We start from the raw sequence: 16576 nt of genomic DNA, 5'->3' as shown, positions 1-16576 counted from the left end.
GGTCAGCAAGCGCAACCACTCAGCGCGCAAACTTAAAGTGTTGCATTAAGTTTAACGGGGCTTTAACCTGCCGCGGTCCGGCTTCGGCCGGCGCCATGCACCGATTTGTCCTCCGGCCCCGGCCGGATTTGAGGAGGCTCCGGCCTCCTTTTTCTTTTTTGCGCCCGGCTCAACGCGGTCGCACTGCGCCGACCTCGACCCGCGCCGCTTCGCGCACGCGCACATCGACGACGCGGTTCGCCGATGCCTCGTCGAACGACCACGGCAGCGGCAGGTTGTCCGACACGATGTCCAGACGATGCGGGCCGACCGCAACCCGCGGGAATTCGAACCGGCCTGCACTGTCGGTACGGATCGAGTAGCGGCCGTCGAGCACGACGGTGACGTTCACCGCTGGCTGCTCGGACGCCGCGCGCACGCCGTCGCCGTTGTCGTCCAGGAAAAGCACGCCGGCGATGCTGCCGGTCGCCGAGCCCGGCAGGCCGCCGATCACGCCCTGCGGCCGCCCGGCCTGACGCTCGTAGCGCAGCGTCAAAAACAGCGCGCGCTCGCGCGGCAACGAGATGAATGGCGTTTCGGTCACCAATGGATCGATCACGAACGGCGAGCGTCGCGCCCCGCGGTTCTGGTAGAGCGTGGTCGACAGCGACCAGCGGGGGCTGATGCGCCAGTTCGCGGTGGTGTTGAGGTCCAGCCCGCGGCGGGCATTGACGCCGTCGGCGCTGAGCCACCGCAGGCTGCCGTCGAGCGAGAAGCCGTCGCCGAACTCCCGCCCGCCGCTGAGTGCGGCCGTCGTCGTGCCGGAGTCGCCATCGCGCTCGGACAGCGCGCCGTATGCGAGCGACGCCGACAGCCGCGCGCCGCCACGCAACGCGAACGCGTGGTCCACGCCGAGTTGCCAGTCCGAATCACCGCTGCTGCTGTTGGCGTGGTCCAGCTGCAGGCGTGTCTGACCGAAGCCGGTGCGCTTGTCGACGAACGTCTGCGCGCTGTGCGAAAGCGAGGCCTCGTGCCGCAGGCTCAGGCTGCCGCCGTAGCCGACCGTGCTCGTCGCTTGGTGGCGCACGAATGCGGTCGAGTAGAGCCCGTCGAAGCCGTTGCCGGAAACCGACCCGATGCGGTCGAGCCCGACGTTCCAGAGCCAGCGGCCGTACTGGTAACCCAGCCGGTAATAGCCGCCCTGGACGTCGTTGTTGATCGGCAGCGCGCCCCAGCTGAGCTCGGGCTCGAGCCGGAATACGCCGTAGCTGTGCAGGTAGCGGCCGCGCCGGGCCGTCGCATCGACCCAGCCGCCCGCCGCCGCGCGACGATCGCCGCTGCTCGACAGCAGGTTGAGTTGCAGGCCGTCGCGTTCGCCGAGCCATGCGGTCGCGGCGTGGAACGCACGCGTGCGGCCGTCCTCGAGTGTGGCCTCGCCGAACGAGTTCGGCACGATGCGTCCGTCGGTGAGCAGCGCGGTCGCAGCGCCGGTCCAGCACGGCGACCAGCGCCACTGCGCGCCGAGCGTGCCGACCGTGCCCTCGGCCGCGTCGAACCCGAGCACGCGCGAGCCGGTGTGGATGCCGGCGCGGCCCCAGGCGCCGAGCAGCTGCAGGTCGCCGCGGGTCCAGTCGGTGCTGATCCCGGCCAGCGGCGCGGTGGGCAGGTAGAAGCGCGGCTGGCTGCGCACCAACGGCAGCGCGGGCGTGTTGAGCACGCCGATGCCGTTGTCGAGCCGCCAACCGCCGTCGACGTGCAGCTGGCGCTGCCACAGCGCAGCGGTGCCGCCGACCGCGTCGCCGCCGCGCAGACGCTCGCGGTCGCTCCAGAACAGCGTACCGTCCAGCGAGAAACTGCCCAGCGTCAGGCTTTCCCAGAACGCCGTCGCCGCGATCCCGTGCTCGTCGAAACGCTCATCGCCGCGCTCGGTGCGGCTGGTCGCCACTTCGATGCGCAGCGACCGCGGCGGCCCCTCGAGGTCCTGCGGCGCGGCCTCGTCGTCCGGCGGCAGCGGTTCGAGCTGGTCCGGCGCGATCACGCGGTCCCGGTAGGGCGGTTGCCCGCTTGCTGCGGACGCCGGGCCTGCGCCCAACGCGGCCGCGATCGCCACCGACAGGCCGGCCGCGAGCGTGTGCCGGAGCGGCCAGCCGCAGCGGCTCATCGCGGGATCGTCGTCTCGATGTCGAGCCGCTGCGCGCCGATGTCCAGCTCGCCGTCGATGCGCACCGGGTATGCGAGCGTCGGCGCCGCAGCGCCTTCGGTGTCGTGCTGCGGGATCAGCACGATCTCGCGCGTTTCGCCGGGCAGCACGGGCTGGTTCGATGGCGCGAATGCGTAGCTGCGGCCGCTCGCGTCGCGGCCTTCGATGAAACCGTCCATGCGCCCGTGCGCTTGGCCGCTGTTGCGCACGCGCAGTACCGGAACCACGCGGCCTTCGTGCTCGCGCGTGGCGCTGCCGAGCAGTTCGAACCGCGGCGCGGCATCGCCGATCGCGACGTAGACGATCACGCCGATGCGGCCGGACACCGGCACCGCGACCGGGCCGGACGCCGCGGTCGGGTCGCCCTCGATCATGATCGCGAAGCGGCATTCACCGGCCGGCGCGTCGGCCGGCACCGCGACCTCGAAGCGGTAGCGGCGCTTCGCGTTCGGGGCGACTGAGATTTCCGGCGCCTCGATGCCGACCCACGGCCGGCAGCTGCCGGGCGCGAGCTCGCTCGAGAACACGGCCGAGGCGCCCTGATCAAGCGTCCAGTCGGCGGTCTGCAGCGTGTAGCGTGCGGCGCGGTCGGAGACGTTGGTGATTTCGATGACGTTGCGGTACGTCGCCCCGGGCTTCACCGAATCCTCGAAGCGCGGCGGCGTCACCAGCGCGGAAAAACCCTGCGCGGGCGCGGCGGTCGACAGCACCAGGCCGCAGGCGGCAAGCAGTGCGCGCGGAAAGGAACGTGCGGTCACGGGGACTCCAACTCGATTTCGAATGCGAACTGCAATTGCTCGGGCCGCGTCAGCCGCCCGCCGTCGGCCTGGATCACCAGCTGCTGGGTGTCCTCGATCGCCGGTCCGCGGATCGGCCCGGCATAGACCAGCGTGCGGCCGCCGTCGCGCAAGGCGCCGGGCAGCAGCACGCCGCGCGTGGTCCAGCTCGCATCGACGCGGCCGGCGGGCTGCGGCGGCAGGGTCATGAAGATGCGCCCCTGCCGGCCCTGCCATTCGGTGACGTCCAGCCGCACCTGCACCGCGACCGAGCCGGACACGGTCGGCGGTCGGTGGCGGTCGCCGCGCGCATCGTCCCAGCGCATGCGCACTTCGCCGCCGAGCACGCGGCTGCCGCTGTCATCGACCGGATACGCGGTGCCCGCCAGCGACGCCGCGAACGGCATCGTCGCGAGCAGTAGCCCAATAGCAATATGGCTGCGCTTCATGGCGCCGACAACGTATAGGTGACGCGCCCTTCGTAGCGGCCGGCCGGCACCACGTCGGCGATCGCGAGCGAAAAGCTGTGACAGCTCTCGCGGAACGTGTTGCGGGCGAACGTCGCCAGCGTTTGTGGGCCGTCGACGGCGTCGAACACGCCGCTCGGGATCGGCTGAGCCGAGTCGCCGTCGCCGTTGCCACTGGCGGTCCAGCTGATGCGCGAGAACGGGATCGTGTCACCGCTGCTGGTGTTGATCAGCCCGGCCGGCGCGTCGACACGCAGCACGCCATCGCTCTGGCCGCCGCGCACGAAGCCGCCGACGTAGATCTGGTTCTCGTTGCAGAACGCGTAGCCCTCGTACGAGCTCGTGAGCTGGGTCGCGTCGGTGACCATCGGCAGCAAGCCGGTGCCCGACGCCAGCAGCGCCGCCGGTACGTCGGCCGATACCCGGTTCACCACCGCCGACTCGCCCGGCCGGCCGTTGTTCGATTCGAAGGTCCCCGCGCCGCCGTCACCGACGCGCAGGAACATCGAGCGCGGGCTGGAGCTGATGGCAACCACGAAGGCCTGCGCGGACGTGCAGACCAGGCAGGCCAGCAGCACGGGCAGCGCGGTTTTGGTGCGGCGCAGACTCATCGCGGGCTCCGGACGGTCGTCCCGGGGTTACATAAAGAAAAGGAACCGGCCGCGAGAGGCAGCCGATTCCCTGGCATCGCTTCGCGGCGTTGCCGGTTACGGCATCGATGCGGTGTAGGTCACGCGGCCGTTGTTCGTGTTGACGCCACCGTAGGTGCCGGGCGCCGGGGTCACGGTGTTCGCGTAGCTGAAGGTCCAGCGCGCGTCCTGCTTCACGACCTTGCCGCTGTCGGGCGTGATCGTGATCGACGACTCGCCATTGGCGAGCTGCGGCGCGGCCAGCGGCGTCGCGCTGCTCAGGGCGGTCGGCGTGGTGATAATCTGGCTGAACGGGATGCTGTCGCCGCTGCCGTTGCTCAGCGCGCCGGTGGTCGTCGCCTTGAGCGTGATCGTGCCGTTGTTGCCGATCACCTTCGCAGTGACGGCGCCGCCGCCGAGGTCGCCGCCGCTACCGGCCACGGCGGTGCCGTCGCCGAGCGTCGCCGCGCCGGGCGCGAATTCGATCAGGTTGACGTTGGTGTTGTCGGTGGCGTCAGCGCCCGTGCCGACGCGCAGGAACAGCACGCGCGGAATCGTCACGCGGAAATCCAGGCGGGCCGACGCGTCGCCCGAGCCGTTGACGAAATCGGACTCGGCGCGTGCGGCCAGCGGGGCGGTCGCCAGCACGGCGGCGGCCAGCAGGGAGGCTTTGAACAGGTTCACGTCGTTCTCCAGCGCGATGCGGTGTGATGGGCGGTTGGCCAGTACGCGACGCCTGTCGCAACTTGCGTGCCAAGTATTCCACAAACGCTTGTGCCAGGCGTCCGTACAGTCCGAGACGCAGCGCACGCTCTGCGCGAGACGTCAAACCGATGCCGCGGCCCGGCCGCAGCTGGCTCTGCAGGGCAGATCCCGACGCTTACTGTCCAGCCCGGGCAACGAACCGCGACCGGGTTGGCTTGTCGCATGCCTCGGCCGTGGCCAAGATGCGGCACGCGCCTGGGGAGTCGCCCATTGCACCGCATCCGGATCCGCCTGATTGCTGCCGCCTTGTGCCTGCTCGCCGCCGTTGCCGGCTGCGAGCGCGCCACGGCGCCCGCACCGGTGCCGGGCCTGCCACCGCCGGGGCCGGTGGCGACGGTCCAGCAGCGCCTGCGTGAGCTGCATCGCAGCGACCTGGCCGGCTATGCGCGGCATTCGGTGCCGCCGGCGCTGTACGCCGAGCTCGATCGCGCCTGGCGCGAAGACCGCAGCCGCTGGCCGCTGACCGAACTGCCGCTCGATGACCGCCTGCCCGGCCTGCTCACCGCGCTGGGTGCGCCGGACGCCGAGCGCAAACTGCGCGCGAGCTACCGCCGCGAATTTGCCGGCGCGCATTCCGAACTGCGCTCGGCCGCCACCACGCTTGGCCTGCTCGGCGTGCGCCACCTCAAGGCCGAGCCGGGCTACAGCGACGACGAGCGCGCGCATTACATCGCGCTCGTCGAAGCGCTGAGCGACTGGGGCCGGCAGGCGCCGCTCGGCGCCACCGACCGCGCGAACCCGGCAATCACGCGGCTGGCCGCCGCCGCCCGCCGCACCGGCTTGCACCGCGCACCGGCCTGGCAGCAGGCGGGCATGGCCGGCAGCCTGCAGCGGCTCGGTCCGTTCTTCGGCACGCTCAAACAGGTGCTCGCCGGTTACGGGCTGGACTTCGACCGCGCACTCGACGACGCGCGGGTCGAGCTCGTCGAGCACAAGGGCGACCGCGCCCGCGTGAAGCTGCATTACCGGCTGGCCGAACGCCCGATCGACGCGGGGCTCGAACTGCAGCGCATCGACGGCCGCTGGTACCTCGCCGACGTGCTCACCCATGCGCGCACCGAAGCGGCGCGGCAACCGCACTGAAGAACGCCCCCTGCGCCCGCCGCTGGCGCGGGCGGTTGAATCGGCATAATGCGCCCGATGCACAAGCAAACGCCCCTGCCGTTTCCCCACGCGTCCGGTGTTGCCGGTAATCGCCCCGAGCCCCAGGCCGCTGCCACCGACGGCATGGCCCGCGAAGCCGCTGTCGATCCGAATGCGCCGGCAGGCAGCGCCGCCGGTGATGCGGCATCCGCCGCCACCCACGCGGCTGCGATCTCCGACGAGGCTCGCCCACTGCCGATGCCGCAGCCGGTCATTCCGCTGCCTCCGGCGGACGCCGGCGCGCCCGTGCAGCACACCACGCCCGCGCAGCACAGCGACGGCCATGACGCGCATCCGGGCCCGTTCGATCCGCCGGCCCCGGCGGCGCGGCCGGCCTGGTGGATGCGCCTGCTGGGCCGCGTTATGGCGCCGTGGGTCGATCTCAAGATCGAGCCGCAGACGCCGCGCGAGCATGCGCCGGACTGGAACGGCGGGCCGGTTTGTTACGTGCTCGAGGATTACGGCCTGTCGAACGCGCTGATTCTCGAGCGCGCCTGCCGCGAGGCGGGCCTGCCGTCGCCGCTGCAGCCGCTGCCGGGCGACCCGGTCGGCCGCAAGCGCGCCTATGTCGCACTGTCGCGCCGCAATGCCGGCGGTGCGCTGGCGCCGCTGCCGGCCGCGCTGTCGAACACGCTCTCGAACGCGCCGCCACCGGCGAAGACGCATTCGGGCTCGCTCGCGCGCCTGCTCGATGCGCACCGCAACGACCCGTCGCTCGACGTGCAGCTGGTGCCGGTGTCGATCTTCGTCGGTCGCGCACCGGACAAGGCCAGCGGCTGGTTCTCGGTGCTGTTCTCGGAAAACTGGACGCTGGTCGGCCGCTTCCGCCGGCTGCTTGCGATCGCGCTCAACGGCCGCCACACGCTGGTGCGGTTCAGCCCGCCGGTTTCGCTGCGTGGCGTGATCGCCGAGGGCCTGCCGTCCGAGCGCACGGTGCGCAAGCTCTCGCGCGTGCTGCGTACGCACTTCCGGCTGATCCGCGCGGCCGTGATCGGGCCGGACCTGTCGACGCGGCGCCTGCTGGTCGATCGGGTGCTCACCGCCGAGCCGGTGCGCGAGGCGATCGCCGACCAGGCGCGGCGCGACAAGAGTTCGATCGACGAGGCGTGGAAAAAAGCGCACGCGATGGCGTACGAAATCGCGGCCGACTATTCGCATCCGGTGGTGCGCTCGCTGAGCTTCATCCTCACGCCGGTATGGAACCGCATCTACCGCGGCGTGCTGGTGCACCACCTGGACAAACTCAAGCAGGACGCGCCGGGACACGAAGTCGTCTACGTGCCCAGCCATCGCAGCCACATGGATTATCTGCTGCTCAGCTACCTGCTCTACACACGGGGTATCGTGCCGCCCCACATTTTTGCGGGCGTCAATCTCAACCTGCCAGTGGTGGGCACGCTGTTGCGCAAGGGTGGTGCATTCTTCGCGCGACGTAGCTTCCGAGGTAATGCGCTTTATTCGGCTGTTTTCCGCGAGTACATGGCGCAGCTGGTTGCTGGCGGCTACTCGATCGAATACTTCATCGAGGGCGGACGTTCGCGCACGGGCCGGTTGCTGCAACCGAAGGGCGGGTCTTTGGCGATGACGGTGCGCGCCTACCTGCGGCAGCCGACGCGCCCGGTACTGTTTCAGCCGATCTATATCGGCTACGAAAAAATCATGGAGGGCCGCAGCTACCTTGATGAGTTGTCCGGCAAGCCGAAGGAAAAGGAGTCGATCTGGCAGTTGGTCACTGGCATTCCGAAGGTGCTGCGCAGCAACTACGGGCAGGTAGTCGTGAACTTTGGCGAGCCGATTCGGCTGAATGAGGTTTTGGCAGAGCACGCCTCGACCTGGGACGGCGCTCCAGTCGGGGAAGACGAAAAGCCGGCCTGGCTTGCAACCACCGTCGACACGCTTGCCCAGCGCATCCAGGTCAACATCAACCGCGCGGCCGACGTGAACCCGATCAACCTGCTCGCGCTCGCGCTGCTGTCCACGCCGAAGCACGCGATGGGCGAAGCCGACCTGCTTGCGCAGATCACGCTGAGCAAGCGCGTGCTTGCCGAGCTGCCGTATTCGGACCGCGTCACCGTGACGCCGCATACGCCGGCCGAGATCGTCGCCCACGGCGAGGAGATCGGCGTGCTCAGCCGCACCGCGCACCCGCTCGGCGACGTGCTTGCGGTGAACGGCGAAAAGGCGGTGCTGCTGAGCTACTTCCGCAACAACGTGCTGCACCTGTTCACCGCGCCGGCGTGGATTGCATGCTGCTTCCAGCACAACCGCCGCATGAGCCGCACGCGCGTGCTCGAACTCGGCCGCAGCGTGTATCCGTTCCTGCAGGCCGAGCTGTTCCTGCCGTGGAGCGAGGACGAATTCGTGCAGCGGCTCGACCGCACGATCGGCCTGTTCGTCAGCGAAGGCCTGCTGCAGCTGCCTGACGACGAAAGCGGCGTGCTCGCGCGTAATTCCGCGCAGAGCGACGAGGTGTTCCGCCTGCGCGCGATCGGCCACTCGCTGCAGCAGGCCTTCGAGCGCTATTACATCGCCACGTCCGTGCTGGTGAAGAACGGCCCGGGCACGCTCAGCGCGGGCGAGCTCGAGACGCTGTGCCAGCTCGCCGCCCAGCGCCTGAGCCTGCTGTACGCGCCGGCCGCGCCGGAGTTTTTCGACAAGACGCTGTTCCGCGGCTTCATCCAGAAGACCCGCGAACTGCGCCTGGTGCGCACCGACGAGAACGGCAAGCTCGTGTTCGACGAGCGGCTGGAAGCCTGGGCGCGCGATGCGAAGGTGATCCTTGGCCGCGAGCTGCGCCATAGCATCGAGAAGGTCAGCCCGGAAGCCGCGTCCGCGGCGCGCACCGCGCGTCAGGACTGATGCGCGGCGACTGACTGTCGTGGTGCCGGTCGGGGTGGAGGGACTGCTGTCGCGATCGGCTCGTCAGGCCAGTTGCCACGCGGAGCCCACGGCCGGTCCATCGCCGGGCGATGGCGCAAACGCGACCGCTTCCGCGGAGTCGAAGCTCAACCGGTTCAGGGTCGAGCGGCGGCGCCGCTTCGCCAGCGATAGCTTGGCGAGCTTATGCAGGCTCGTCCGGAATCAGCGCGCTTTCGAGCCGGGCGATGCAGTCGCGCAGCCAGAGCTTGCGCTTCTTGAGCCGCTGAACGGCGAGCTGGTCGGCGCGTGCGTCCGCGGCCAGCCGCTCGATGGCCGCGTCCAGGTCGCGGTGTTGCTGGCGCAGGTCGACCAGCATGCGGGTGATCTCGGCGGGATCGGCATTTTCGAGCATGCGTCGCAGCTTAGCGCGCCCGCGCTTCAGCGGCATGGCAGGCGCGGCCGGTAGAATGCACGGTCCATGAGCACGATCCTGCCCCTTCTCGAGCCCCGCCCGCATGTGCGCGCCGAGCAGCGCCGCGCGCGCGAGCTGAACAAGCTCGCCAAGCGCCTGCGCCACCAGGTCGGCCGCGCGATTGCCGACTTCGGGATGATCGAAGACGGCGACAAGGTCATGGTGTGCCTGTCCGGCGGCAAGGACAGCTACACGATGCTCGACGTGCTGCTGCAACTGCAGAAAAAAGCGCCGGTGCGCTTCGAACTGGTCGCAGTGAACCTCGATCAGAAGCAGCCCGACTTCCCCGAGCACGTGCTGCCGCAGTACCTCGAATCGATCGGGGTGAAGTACCACATCCTCGAGCAGGACACCTATTCGGTGGTCACGCGCGTCGTGCCGGAAGGCAAGACGATGTGCTCGCTGTGTTCGCGGCTGCGCCGCGGCGCGCTGTACACGTATGCCGCAGCCGAAGGCTTTACGAAGATCGCGCTCGGCCACCATCGCGACGATCTGGTCGCCACGTTCTTCCTCAACCTGTTCTTCCACGCCAAGCTCTCCGGCATGCCGCCGAAGCTGCTGAGCGACGACGGCAAGCACGTCGTGATCCGTCCGCTCGCATACGTGCGCGAGGACGACATCGCCGAGTACGCGCAGGCGAAGGGTTTTCCGATCATCCCGTGCAACCTGTGCGGCTCGCAGGAGAACCTGCAGCGCAAGCAGGTCAAGAAGATGATGGACGCGTGGGAGCGCGAGAGTCCCGGCCGCATCGAAACGATCTCGCGCGCGCTCGGCGACATCCGCCCCTCGCAGCTCAGTGATCCGAAGCTGTTCGACTTCCTCGGCCTTGGCACGCTTGGGGACGCGCCGCTGCCGGATGCGCATGCATGGCTTGCGGGTGATCCGCGTGACTCCCAGGCCGATGACTAGGAACGCGTCGATTGATGCGGTGCGCTCCCGTGCGGTCGGCGTGCGTGGTCGATCGAACACGGCCGGCGTTGAGTGCGTGCGAACGCGGCCTGCGCCTTTGGCTATGAAGTACCGCAGCTGACCCTGCATCCGAGTGAGCGCGCGACGCGGCATGCGTCGGTGCAGCTTCCAATTCCCGAACTTCCTACTCCGGCCCTCGAATGTTCTTTCGCAACCTGACGTTCTTCCGTTTCCCGACCGCCACCGCATTCGACGATCTCGATGCCGGCCTGGACGCCGCACAGCTCAAGCCCGTGGGCCCGCTGGAGCTGTCCAGCCGCGGCTTCGTCTCCCCGTTCGGGCGCGACAGCGAGCTGCTGGCTGCGCGCCAGGGCGAATCGTTGTGGCTCACGGTCGGCGGTGAGGACCGCCTGCTGCCGGGCGCGGTGGTCAACGAGATGCTGCAGCGCAAGTTGGAAGAAATCGAGGCGAAGGAAGGGCGTCGCCCTGGCGGCCGTACGCGCAAGCGCATCAAGGACGAGCTGATCACCGAGCTGTTGCCGCGCGCGTTCATCAAGCCGTCGCGCACCGATGCGCTGATCGACCGCTCGCTCGGCGTGGTCGCGGTCGACAGCTCCAGCCGCAAGACCGCCGAGAACATCGTCAGCGAGATCCGTCGCGCGATCGGCAGCTTTCCGGCGCTGCCGCTCAACGCCGAGATCGCGCCGCGCTCGGTGCTGACCTCGTGGGTGGCCGGCGAATCTCTGCCCGAAGGGCTGAGCCTGGGCGAGGAGTGCGAGCTGCGCGATCCGATTGATCAGGGCGCGATTGTGAAGTGCCAGCGCATGGAGCTGACCGGCAACGCCGAGATCGACAAACACCTGCAGTCGGGCAAGCAGGTCACGCGGCTGGCGCTGAATCTCGATGACCACGTCAGCTTCGTGCTCGGCGAGGATCTGATCGTGCGCAAGTTCAAGCTGCTCGACGGTGCGGTCGATCAGCTCGAATCGAACGACACCGACGACATGCATGCCGAGCTCGATGCGCGCTTTGCGCTGATGAGTGGCGAGCTGCGGCGGCTGTTCACTGTGCTCGAGGGCGCGCTGAAGCTGTCGAAGGTGGAAGGCTGACCCCACGCGGACCGCGTTGGAACGGCGGGGTGTGATTGACGGCGCGGTGCCGGCTTGGCCGTCCGCGCGAGGCTGAGGCGATGAAGGACGTGATCCGGTGATCGGTGGATTTCGCGCAGCGCCGAAGCCGCGCACGGTCACGCGCGAGACGCTCGCCGTCACGTTGCCCGACGGGCGCTGCATCGACGTGCAGCGCGTGCGCGATCCGCGCGCCAAGCGCATGCGCCTGATCGTCGGCCTGCACGGCGTGCGCTTGACGCTGCCGCTGCGAACGAGCGAAGCGGCGGCCGCGAAATTCCTGCGCGAGCACCACGGCTGGCTGGTCGACGCACTCGGCCGGCGCGGCGATGCACCGGCCGCGTTGCAGGCACACGTGACCGCGCAGCTGCCGCTGCGGGGCGTTGCCGTGCCGGTCCTGTGGCAGACCGGGCGGCTGGTGCGCATCGGCCTTGAAGGCGATGCGATCGTGATTACCGCGCCCGAGGCGGCCAGCGAAGCGGCGCTGCGCCGCGCACTGCGGGATTTCTACGAAGCGCAGGCACGCGCCGATGTCGGCCGCTGGTTGCCGCGCTACCTCGGCGGTCTACCACGCGCACCGTCACGGCTGCGGTTCCGGATGATGTCGTCGCTGTGGGGTTCGCTGACGCGCGATGGCGCGATGACGCTTGACCTCGCGCTCGTGCTCGGCGCGCCGGCCGCGTTCGAGTACGTGCTCGTGCACGAGCTCTGCCACCTGCTGCACATGGACCACTCGCCCGCGTTCTGGCGCGAGGTCGAGGCGCGCTGCCCGGACTGGCGCATGCACCGCGCGTATTTCCGTGAGGGAGGCCGCGGCCTGAAACCGGCGCTGCACGCGCTCTGCGCAGGCGCCTAGCCGCCGCGCAGGAAGTCGCCGAGCGCGGCTGCGACCGCGGCCGGTTCGTCCATGTGCAGGTGATGGTTACCGTCAATACCGACGACCTGTGCATTGCGCAGGCAGGCCACGCGCGCTTCGCGGGCGGCCTCGGGGAAGAAGCGGAACGCCGGCCGCGCATGCACGAGCCGCACCGGGCATTCGATCGCGGCAATCACGTCGCGCATCTGCGCTTCGGTCATGCGCACCGCGGTGGGCCGGGTCAGCCGCGGGTCGCTGCGCCAGCTCAGTCCGCTGCCGCCCGCGGCCGGCGCGATGCCGCGTTCGACGATCAGCCGCGCCGCCGCTTCGCCGAGCCCGCCGACCTGCAGCCGCGCCCGCACCGCGGTGGCGATGTCGGGAAACAGCCGCCGGCGCGCACCGGCCGGTTCGGCCTGCACGTTGAATGCCTCGCGCAGCCGCTGCGCGGTGCGGTCCTCGTCCTCGGTCAATCCGCCCAGCGCTTCGATCAACGCGAGCCGCTCGATGCGCGCCGGCGCGGCTGCCGCCAGCAGCGTTGCGGTCGCCGCGCCCATCGAGTGGCCGAGCAACGTGAAACGCGACCAGCCCAGCGCATCGGCTACAGCCAGCGCGGCGCGCGCGGCCGCGAGCAGCGTGTACTCGGCGACGACGGGCAGATGCGCGCTCGCGCCGTGGCCCGGCAGGTCGAGTGCGACCAGATCCAGCCCCGGCAGGTGCGGCGCGATCGGCACGAAGCTCGCGGCATTGTCGAGCCAGCCATGCAGCGCAAGCACGGGCGTGCCGCCGTGGCCGAAGCGCAGCGCGGCGAGCCGCCCGAACGCGGTGTCCAGTGTGAGCTCGCGCATGCTCAGTCCACGGCGAGCAGTTCGCGCTGCACGATGCGTGCGAGCGCTTCGGCATGCGCGGCCGAATCATTGAGGCAGGGGATGTAGCGCAGTTCGCCGCCGAGCGTCGCGAACTCCTCGGCCAGCATCAGCGACACCTCCTCGAGCGTCTCCAGGCAGTCGACCGCGAAGCCGGGCGCGATCACGTCGACGCGCTTGATGTTGCGCGCGGCAAGCGCGCGCAACGTCGCGTCGGTGGCCGGTTCGAGCCAGCGCTCGCGGCCGAAGCGCGACTGGTAGCTCAGCGACCAGCTGCCTGCGGCGAGCCCGAGCGCGTCGGCGATCGCGCGCGCGCTCGCCTCGCACTGCTGCGGATACGGATCGCCCGCGTCGGCCAGCCGCTGCGGCAGGCCGTGGAACGAAAACAGCAGGTGTTCGCCCCCGCCGTGCCGCTCGCGGTGCGTGCGGATCGAATCGGCGACCGCGCCGGTCCACTCGGGGGCGAGGTGGTAGTCCTCGAGCATGCGCGTGCGAACGTCGCCGGCGCGCCCCACGACGTCGCCGACCGAGGCGGTCGTCGTCGTCGAGTACTGCGGATACAGCGGCAGCACGAGCACGCGCTTCGCACCGGCTTCGCGCAGTTCGTCGATCACGCGCGGCAGCGCCGGATTGCCGTAGCGCATCGCATCGACGACGCGCAACTGCGGCAGCTGTGCCTGCACCGCGCGCGCGAGCCGACGCGTGTAGACGGCCAGCGGCGAGCCGCCGTCGTCGCCGGGCAGCCAGATCGTTGCGTACTTGTGTGCGACCGGCTTGCTGCGCAGCGGCAGGATCACGAAGTGCAGCAGCGGACACCACAGCCAGCGCGTGAGCTGGACCACACGGTGATCGTGCAGAAACTCGCCCAGGTAGCGCCGCACGGCGCCGGGCGTGGGCGCATCGGGCGTGCCCAGGTTGACGAGCACGAGGGCGGTGTCGGAGCGGGGCGAAGCGGTCGCGGTCATTGGCATAGGATGACAGCTGCCGTGGCCCGGCCGCCGACGTCCGGCCCGTGCGGCCACGCAACGCAACGTTGCCACCGCCGCGCCGATGCGAGGCCACCGGCGGTTGCAGCGGGATTCATTCGCTCGTCACTAGCCTGAACCAGTCGTTTCCTCCCTCATCCCCCGTGGAGTTTCACATGCCCCGCCTGCCGCGCATCGCCGCCCTCGTGCTTGCTCTGACCGTCGCCACGTCCGCCGTTGCAGGTCCGACCGAGGACGCCCGCGCACGCAACGCGCTGCGCGTGCTCGGCGACATCCGCGAGATCCCCGAATCGGCGATCCCCGAGAAGCTGCTCGACGAGGCGCGCGCGATCGTCGTCGTGCCTGATGCGCTCAAGGTCGGGCTCGTCTTCGGCGGGCGCCGCGGCCACGGCCTGCTGTCGGTCAAGCGTCCCGATGGCAGCTGGTCGGCGCCGAGCTTCGTCAAGCTCACCGGTGGCAGCGTCGGCTTCCAGGCCGGAGTGCAGTCGGCCGACATCGTGCTCGTGTTCCGCAGCGAGCGCGGCCTGGACTCGATCGTCAACGGCAAGATCACGCTCGGCGCCGACGCCGGCGTCGCCGCCGGTCCGGTCGGCCGCAACGCCGCAACGGCGACCGATGGTCAGCTCAAGGCCGAGATCTGGTCGTGGTCGCGCGCACGTGGCCTGTTTGCCGGCATCGCGCTCGACGGCGCGGTGCTGACGATCGACGACTCCGCGAACCAGGCCGTCTACGGCGCCGGCACGACGCCGCGCATGATCTTCGAAGGCCGCACCGCCGCTGCGCCGTCGGAGGCGATCGTCGATTTCCGCGACCACCTCGAGGAAGCCACCGCATCGGCCCGCGTGAGCCGCGGCGGCAGCACCGTCGCGAGCACGCGACCGGCCGCGGTCGCACAGCCGCAGCCTGCGCTGCCGGCCGCGGGTCAGGCGCAACCGCAGCCGTTCGAAACCGTCGAGCAGCCGACCCGCATCGAACCGCTGCCGTGACCGGCCGCGACCGCCATGGTCGCGTCCGCCGCATCGGCTGTCACACGCCTGCGGTATTCTTGCGTTCCTACGTCTGACGGGCACTATCCATGGGCAGTTTGAGTATCACCCACTGGCTCATCGTGCTGGTGATCGTGGTCCTGGTGTTCGGCACCAAGCGGCTGGGCAATGTGGGCAAGGACCTCGGCGACGCCGTGCGCGGCTTCCGCAAGGGCATGCGCGAGGACGATGCCGACGACCGGCCGGCCGCGCAGCTGCGCGACGAGACCCGGCGTGACAGCGCGACCCCGCGTGAGGACAGCCGCGAGCCTTCGGCTTCGTCGGACCGTCGCGACCCGCGCTGATCCGCGCGTCTGAGCGGGCGCGGCCATGTTCGACATCGGCTTTTCCGAGCTGTTCGTGATCGCAGTCGTCGCGCTGATCGTGCTCGGGCCCGAGCGGCTGCCGAAAGCGGCGCGATTCGCGGGCCTCTGGATGCGGCGTGCCCGGGCGCAGTGGTATTCGGTCAAGTCCGAGCTCGAGAACGAGCTGGCGGCGGATGAACTGCGCCGTAGCCTGCAGCAGACCCAGGACGAGCTGCGCGAAGCGCATGCGCGGGTGCAGCGCGAAGGGCAGGCGCTGCACCGGGAAGTGATGGGCGCGGCGGCCGACGATGACGCCGACTGGCATCCGCCGGCCGAGGCCACTCGCGACCGCGATGCGGCGACTGCCGATACGGCTCCTGTCGATGCCGTGACGCCGGCCGCAGCCGAGACCGATGCAAGGCCCGCACCGCGCCCCGATGAACGCTGATCCGCAGCCGGGCATGGACCCGTCGACCGAGCCCGTGGAAGCGGCCGAGCCGCGCCTGCTCGACCATCTGCTCGAACTGCGGGCGCGCCTGCTGCGCGCGGTCGTCGGCCTGCTGGTCGCGTTCGTTGCGCTGCTGCCGTTCGGCAACCGGCTCTACGCGTGGCTGGCCGCGCCGCTGCTCGCGAAACTGCCGGCCGGCGGCCAGCTGATCGCGGTCGAGGTCGCCTCGCCGTTCTTTGCGCCAGTCAAGCTCGCGTTCTTCACCGCGCTGATGGCCACCGTGCCGTGGCTGCTCTACCAGGCCTGGGCGTTCGTGGCGCCGGGCCTGTACGCGCGCGAGAAGCGCCTGGCGATGCCGCTGCTGGTGTCGGCGGTCATGCTGTTCTACATCGGCTGCGCGTTCGCGTTCTTCCTCGTGCTGCCGGGCGTGTTCGGCTTCCTCGTGCACATGGCGCCGCAGGGCGTGGCGATGATGACCGACATCAACGCCTACCTCGACTTCGTGCTGGTGATCTTCCTCGCGTTCGGCATGAGCTTCGAGCTGCCGGTCGCGCTGGTGATCGCGGTGATGCTGGGCTGGGTCACGCCGGCGCAGCTGCGCGAGGCGCGCGGCTACGCGGTCGTCGGCATCTTCGTGATCGCCGCGATCATCACGCCGCCCGACGTGGTCTCGCAGCTGATGCTCGCGATCCCGATGGTGCTGCTGTACGAGCTGGGCATCATCGCCTCGCGCTGGGTCAGCCCGCGCGACCAGGTCCGCTAACGCG

Annotated in this window: 17 protein-coding genes; 9 read left to right on the top strand and 8 right to left on the bottom strand. The window is 70.0% G+C overall.

What is annotated here, in order from left to right; genetic code table 11:
* Positions 1 to 169: 169 nt before the first annotated feature.
* From ACFFGH_RS00580 to ACFFGH_RS00560, 5 genes are all read right to left on the bottom strand, one after another.
* A complete protein-coding gene (locus tag ACFFGH_RS00580; RefSeq protein ID WP_386663947.1) occupies positions 170 to 2140 on the bottom strand; it encodes a carboxypeptidase-like regulatory domain-containing protein in 1971 nt (656 codons plus the stop codon).
* Positions 2137 to 2937 carry a COG1470 family protein gene (locus ACFFGH_RS00575; RefSeq protein ID WP_386663946.1) on the bottom strand — a complete coding sequence of 267 codons (801 nt, stop codon included), beginning with the start codon at positions 2935 to 2937 and terminating at the stop codon, positions 2137 to 2139. Before ACFFGH_RS00575 ends, ACFFGH_RS00580 begins: the two co-directional genes overlap by 4 nt.
* Entirely contained in the window at positions 2934 to 3404 is a 471-nt protein-coding gene (locus tag ACFFGH_RS00570; RefSeq protein ID WP_386663944.1) for a hypothetical protein, read from the bottom strand. Before ACFFGH_RS00570 ends, ACFFGH_RS00575 begins: the two co-directional genes overlap by 4 nt.
* Positions 3401 to 4033 carry a hypothetical protein gene (locus ACFFGH_RS00565; RefSeq protein WP_386663943.1) on the bottom strand — a complete coding sequence of 211 codons (633 nt, stop codon included), beginning with the start codon at positions 4031 to 4033 and terminating at the stop codon, positions 3401 to 3403. Before ACFFGH_RS00565 ends, ACFFGH_RS00570 begins: the two co-directional genes overlap by 4 nt.
* A 96-nt stretch (positions 4034 to 4129) precedes the next feature.
* The gene (locus tag ACFFGH_RS00560) at positions 4130 to 4861 is read right to left on the bottom strand and encodes a hypothetical protein (protein ID WP_386663941.1); all 732 of its coding nucleotides are present in this window, start codon (positions 4859 to 4861) and stop codon (positions 4130 to 4132) included.
* A gap of 165 nt (positions 4862 to 5026) precedes the next feature.
* On the opposite strand from ACFFGH_RS00560, the gene ACFFGH_RS00555 reads away from it, so the two are divergent.
* Positions 5027 to 5899: a hypothetical protein gene (locus ACFFGH_RS00555; RefSeq protein WP_386663940.1), complete on the top strand. Its 873-nt coding sequence runs from the start codon at positions 5027 to 5029 to the stop codon at positions 5897 to 5899.
* A gap of 258 nt (positions 5900 to 6157) precedes the next feature.
* A complete protein-coding gene (plsB, locus tag ACFFGH_RS00550) occupies positions 6158 to 8818 on the top strand; it encodes a glycerol-3-phosphate 1-O-acyltransferase PlsB (protein WP_386667263.1) in 2661 nt (886 codons plus the stop codon).
* Positions 8819 to 9020: 202 nt separating this feature from the next.
* Here the strand turns inward: plsB and ACFFGH_RS00545 are convergent, their stop codons facing one another.
* The gene (locus ACFFGH_RS00545) at positions 9021 to 9230 is read right to left on the bottom strand and encodes a YdcH family protein (RefSeq protein ID WP_386667261.1); all 210 of its coding nucleotides are present in this window, start codon (positions 9228 to 9230) and stop codon (positions 9021 to 9023) included.
* Between the two features lie 66 nt (positions 9231 to 9296).
* Here ACFFGH_RS00545 and ttcA point away from each other — a divergent pair, with 66 nt between their 5' ends.
* The 3 genes from ttcA (at position 9297) to ACFFGH_RS00530 (ending at position 12182) form a co-directional block, all read left to right on the top strand.
* Positions 9297 to 10199 (top strand): tRNA 2-thiocytidine(32) synthetase TtcA, encoded by a 903-nt coding sequence (gene ttcA / locus ACFFGH_RS00540; RefSeq protein WP_386663938.1) that lies wholly within the window; start codon positions 9297 to 9299, stop codon positions 10197 to 10199.
* Between the two features lie 200 nt (positions 10200 to 10399).
* Positions 10400 to 11308, top strand: coding sequence for a recombination-associated protein RdgC (locus ACFFGH_RS00535; protein ID WP_386663936.1), 909 nt, complete (start codon positions 10400 to 10402; stop codon positions 11306 to 11308).
* Positions 11309 to 11405: 97 nt separating this feature from the next.
* Complete coding sequence (locus ACFFGH_RS00530; protein WP_386663934.1) at positions 11406 to 12182, top strand: M48 family metallopeptidase; 777 nt, start codon at positions 11406 to 11408, stop codon at positions 12180 to 12182.
* On the opposite strand, the gene ACFFGH_RS00525 is transcribed toward ACFFGH_RS00530, so the two are convergent.
* Positions 12179 to 13027, bottom strand: a complete 849-nt coding sequence (locus ACFFGH_RS00525; protein ID WP_386663932.1) for an alpha/beta fold hydrolase — start codon at positions 13025 to 13027, stop codon at positions 12179 to 12181. The genes ACFFGH_RS00530 and ACFFGH_RS00525 overlap by 4 nt on opposite strands.
* A gap of 2 nt (positions 13028 to 13029) precedes the next feature.
* Positions 13030 to 14010 (bottom strand): ferrochelatase, encoded by a 981-nt coding sequence (hemH, locus tag ACFFGH_RS00520; protein WP_386663931.1) that lies wholly within the window; start codon positions 14008 to 14010, stop codon positions 13030 to 13032.
* Positions 14011 to 14186: 176 nt separating this feature from the next.
* Here hemH and ACFFGH_RS00515 point away from each other — a divergent pair, with 176 nt between their 5' ends.
* The 4 genes from ACFFGH_RS00515 to tatC all read left to right on the top strand — a co-directional run bounded on the left by ACFFGH_RS00515 (position 14187) and on the right by tatC (position 16572).
* Complete coding sequence (locus ACFFGH_RS00515) at positions 14187 to 15017, top strand: lipid-binding SYLF domain-containing protein (RefSeq protein ID WP_386663929.1); 831 nt, start codon at positions 14187 to 14189, stop codon at positions 15015 to 15017.
* A gap of 89 nt (positions 15018 to 15106) precedes the next feature.
* Positions 15107 to 15361, top strand: a complete 255-nt coding sequence (gene tatA / locus ACFFGH_RS00510; RefSeq protein WP_386663928.1) for a Sec-independent protein translocase subunit TatA — start codon at positions 15107 to 15109, stop codon at positions 15359 to 15361.
* A 25-nt stretch (positions 15362 to 15386) separates the two neighbouring features.
* Positions 15387 to 15809, top strand: a complete 423-nt coding sequence (gene tatB, locus ACFFGH_RS00505) for a Sec-independent protein translocase protein TatB (protein ID WP_386663927.1) — start codon at positions 15387 to 15389, stop codon at positions 15807 to 15809.
* A 13-nt stretch (positions 15810 to 15822) separates the two neighbouring features.
* Positions 15823 to 16572, top strand: coding sequence for a twin-arginine translocase subunit TatC (tatC, locus tag ACFFGH_RS00500; protein ID WP_386667259.1), 750 nt, complete (start codon positions 15823 to 15825; stop codon positions 16570 to 16572).
* Positions 16573 to 16576 lie beyond the last annotated feature (4 nt).

The organism is Lysobacter korlensis, from assembly GCF_042434515.1.
Note: the sequence above shows the minus strand (reverse complement) of the source record. Positions and strands in the feature narration are given on the sequence as shown.

What these genes read in the sequence shown, in the direction of transcription:
- ACFFGH_RS00545 (WP_386667261.1), bottom strand. Translation starts at nt 9,230, where the DNA reads ATGCTCGAAAATGCCGATCCCGCCGAGATCACCCGCATGCTGGTCGAC.
- tatC (WP_386667259.1), top strand. Translation starts at nt 15,823, where the DNA reads ATGGACCCGTCGACCGAGCCCGTGGAAGCGGCCGAGCCGCGCCTGCTC.
- tatA (WP_386663928.1), top strand. Translation starts at nt 15,107, where the DNA reads ATGGGCAGTTTGAGTATCACCCACTGGCTCATCGTGCTGGTGATCGTG.
- ACFFGH_RS00565 (WP_386663943.1), bottom strand. Translation starts at nt 4,033, where the DNA reads ATGAGTCTGCGCCGCACCAAAACCGCGCTGCCCGTGCTGCTGGCCTGC.
- ACFFGH_RS00535 (WP_386663936.1), top strand. Translation starts at nt 10,400, where the DNA reads ATGTTCTTTCGCAACCTGACGTTCTTCCGTTTCCCGACCGCCACCGCA.
- ttcA (WP_386663938.1), top strand. Translation starts at nt 9,297, where the DNA reads ATGAGCACGATCCTGCCCCTTCTCGAGCCCCGCCCGCATGTGCGCGCC.
- tatB (WP_386663927.1), top strand. Translation starts at nt 15,387, where the DNA reads ATGTTCGACATCGGCTTTTCCGAGCTGTTCGTGATCGCAGTCGTCGCG.
- ACFFGH_RS00525 (WP_386663932.1), bottom strand. Translation starts at nt 13,027, where the DNA reads ATGCGCGAGCTCACACTGGACACCGCGTTCGGGCGGCTCGCCGCGCTG.
- ACFFGH_RS00580 (WP_386663947.1), bottom strand. Translation starts at nt 2,140, where the DNA reads ATGAGCCGCTGCGGCTGGCCGCTCCGGCACACGCTCGCGGCCGGCCTG.
- plsB (WP_386667263.1), top strand. Translation starts at nt 6,158, where the DNA reads ATGCCGCAGCCGGTCATTCCGCTGCCTCCGGCGGACGCCGGCGCGCCC.
- ACFFGH_RS00570 (WP_386663944.1), bottom strand. Translation starts at nt 3,404, where the DNA reads ATGAAGCGCAGCCATATTGCTATTGGGCTACTGCTCGCGACGATGCCG.
- ACFFGH_RS00515 (WP_386663929.1), top strand. Translation starts at nt 14,187, where the DNA reads ATGCCCCGCCTGCCGCGCATCGCCGCCCTCGTGCTTGCTCTGACCGTC.
- hemH (WP_386663931.1), bottom strand. Translation starts at nt 14,010, where the DNA reads ATGACCGCGACCGCTTCGCCCCGCTCCGACACCGCCCTCGTGCTCGTC.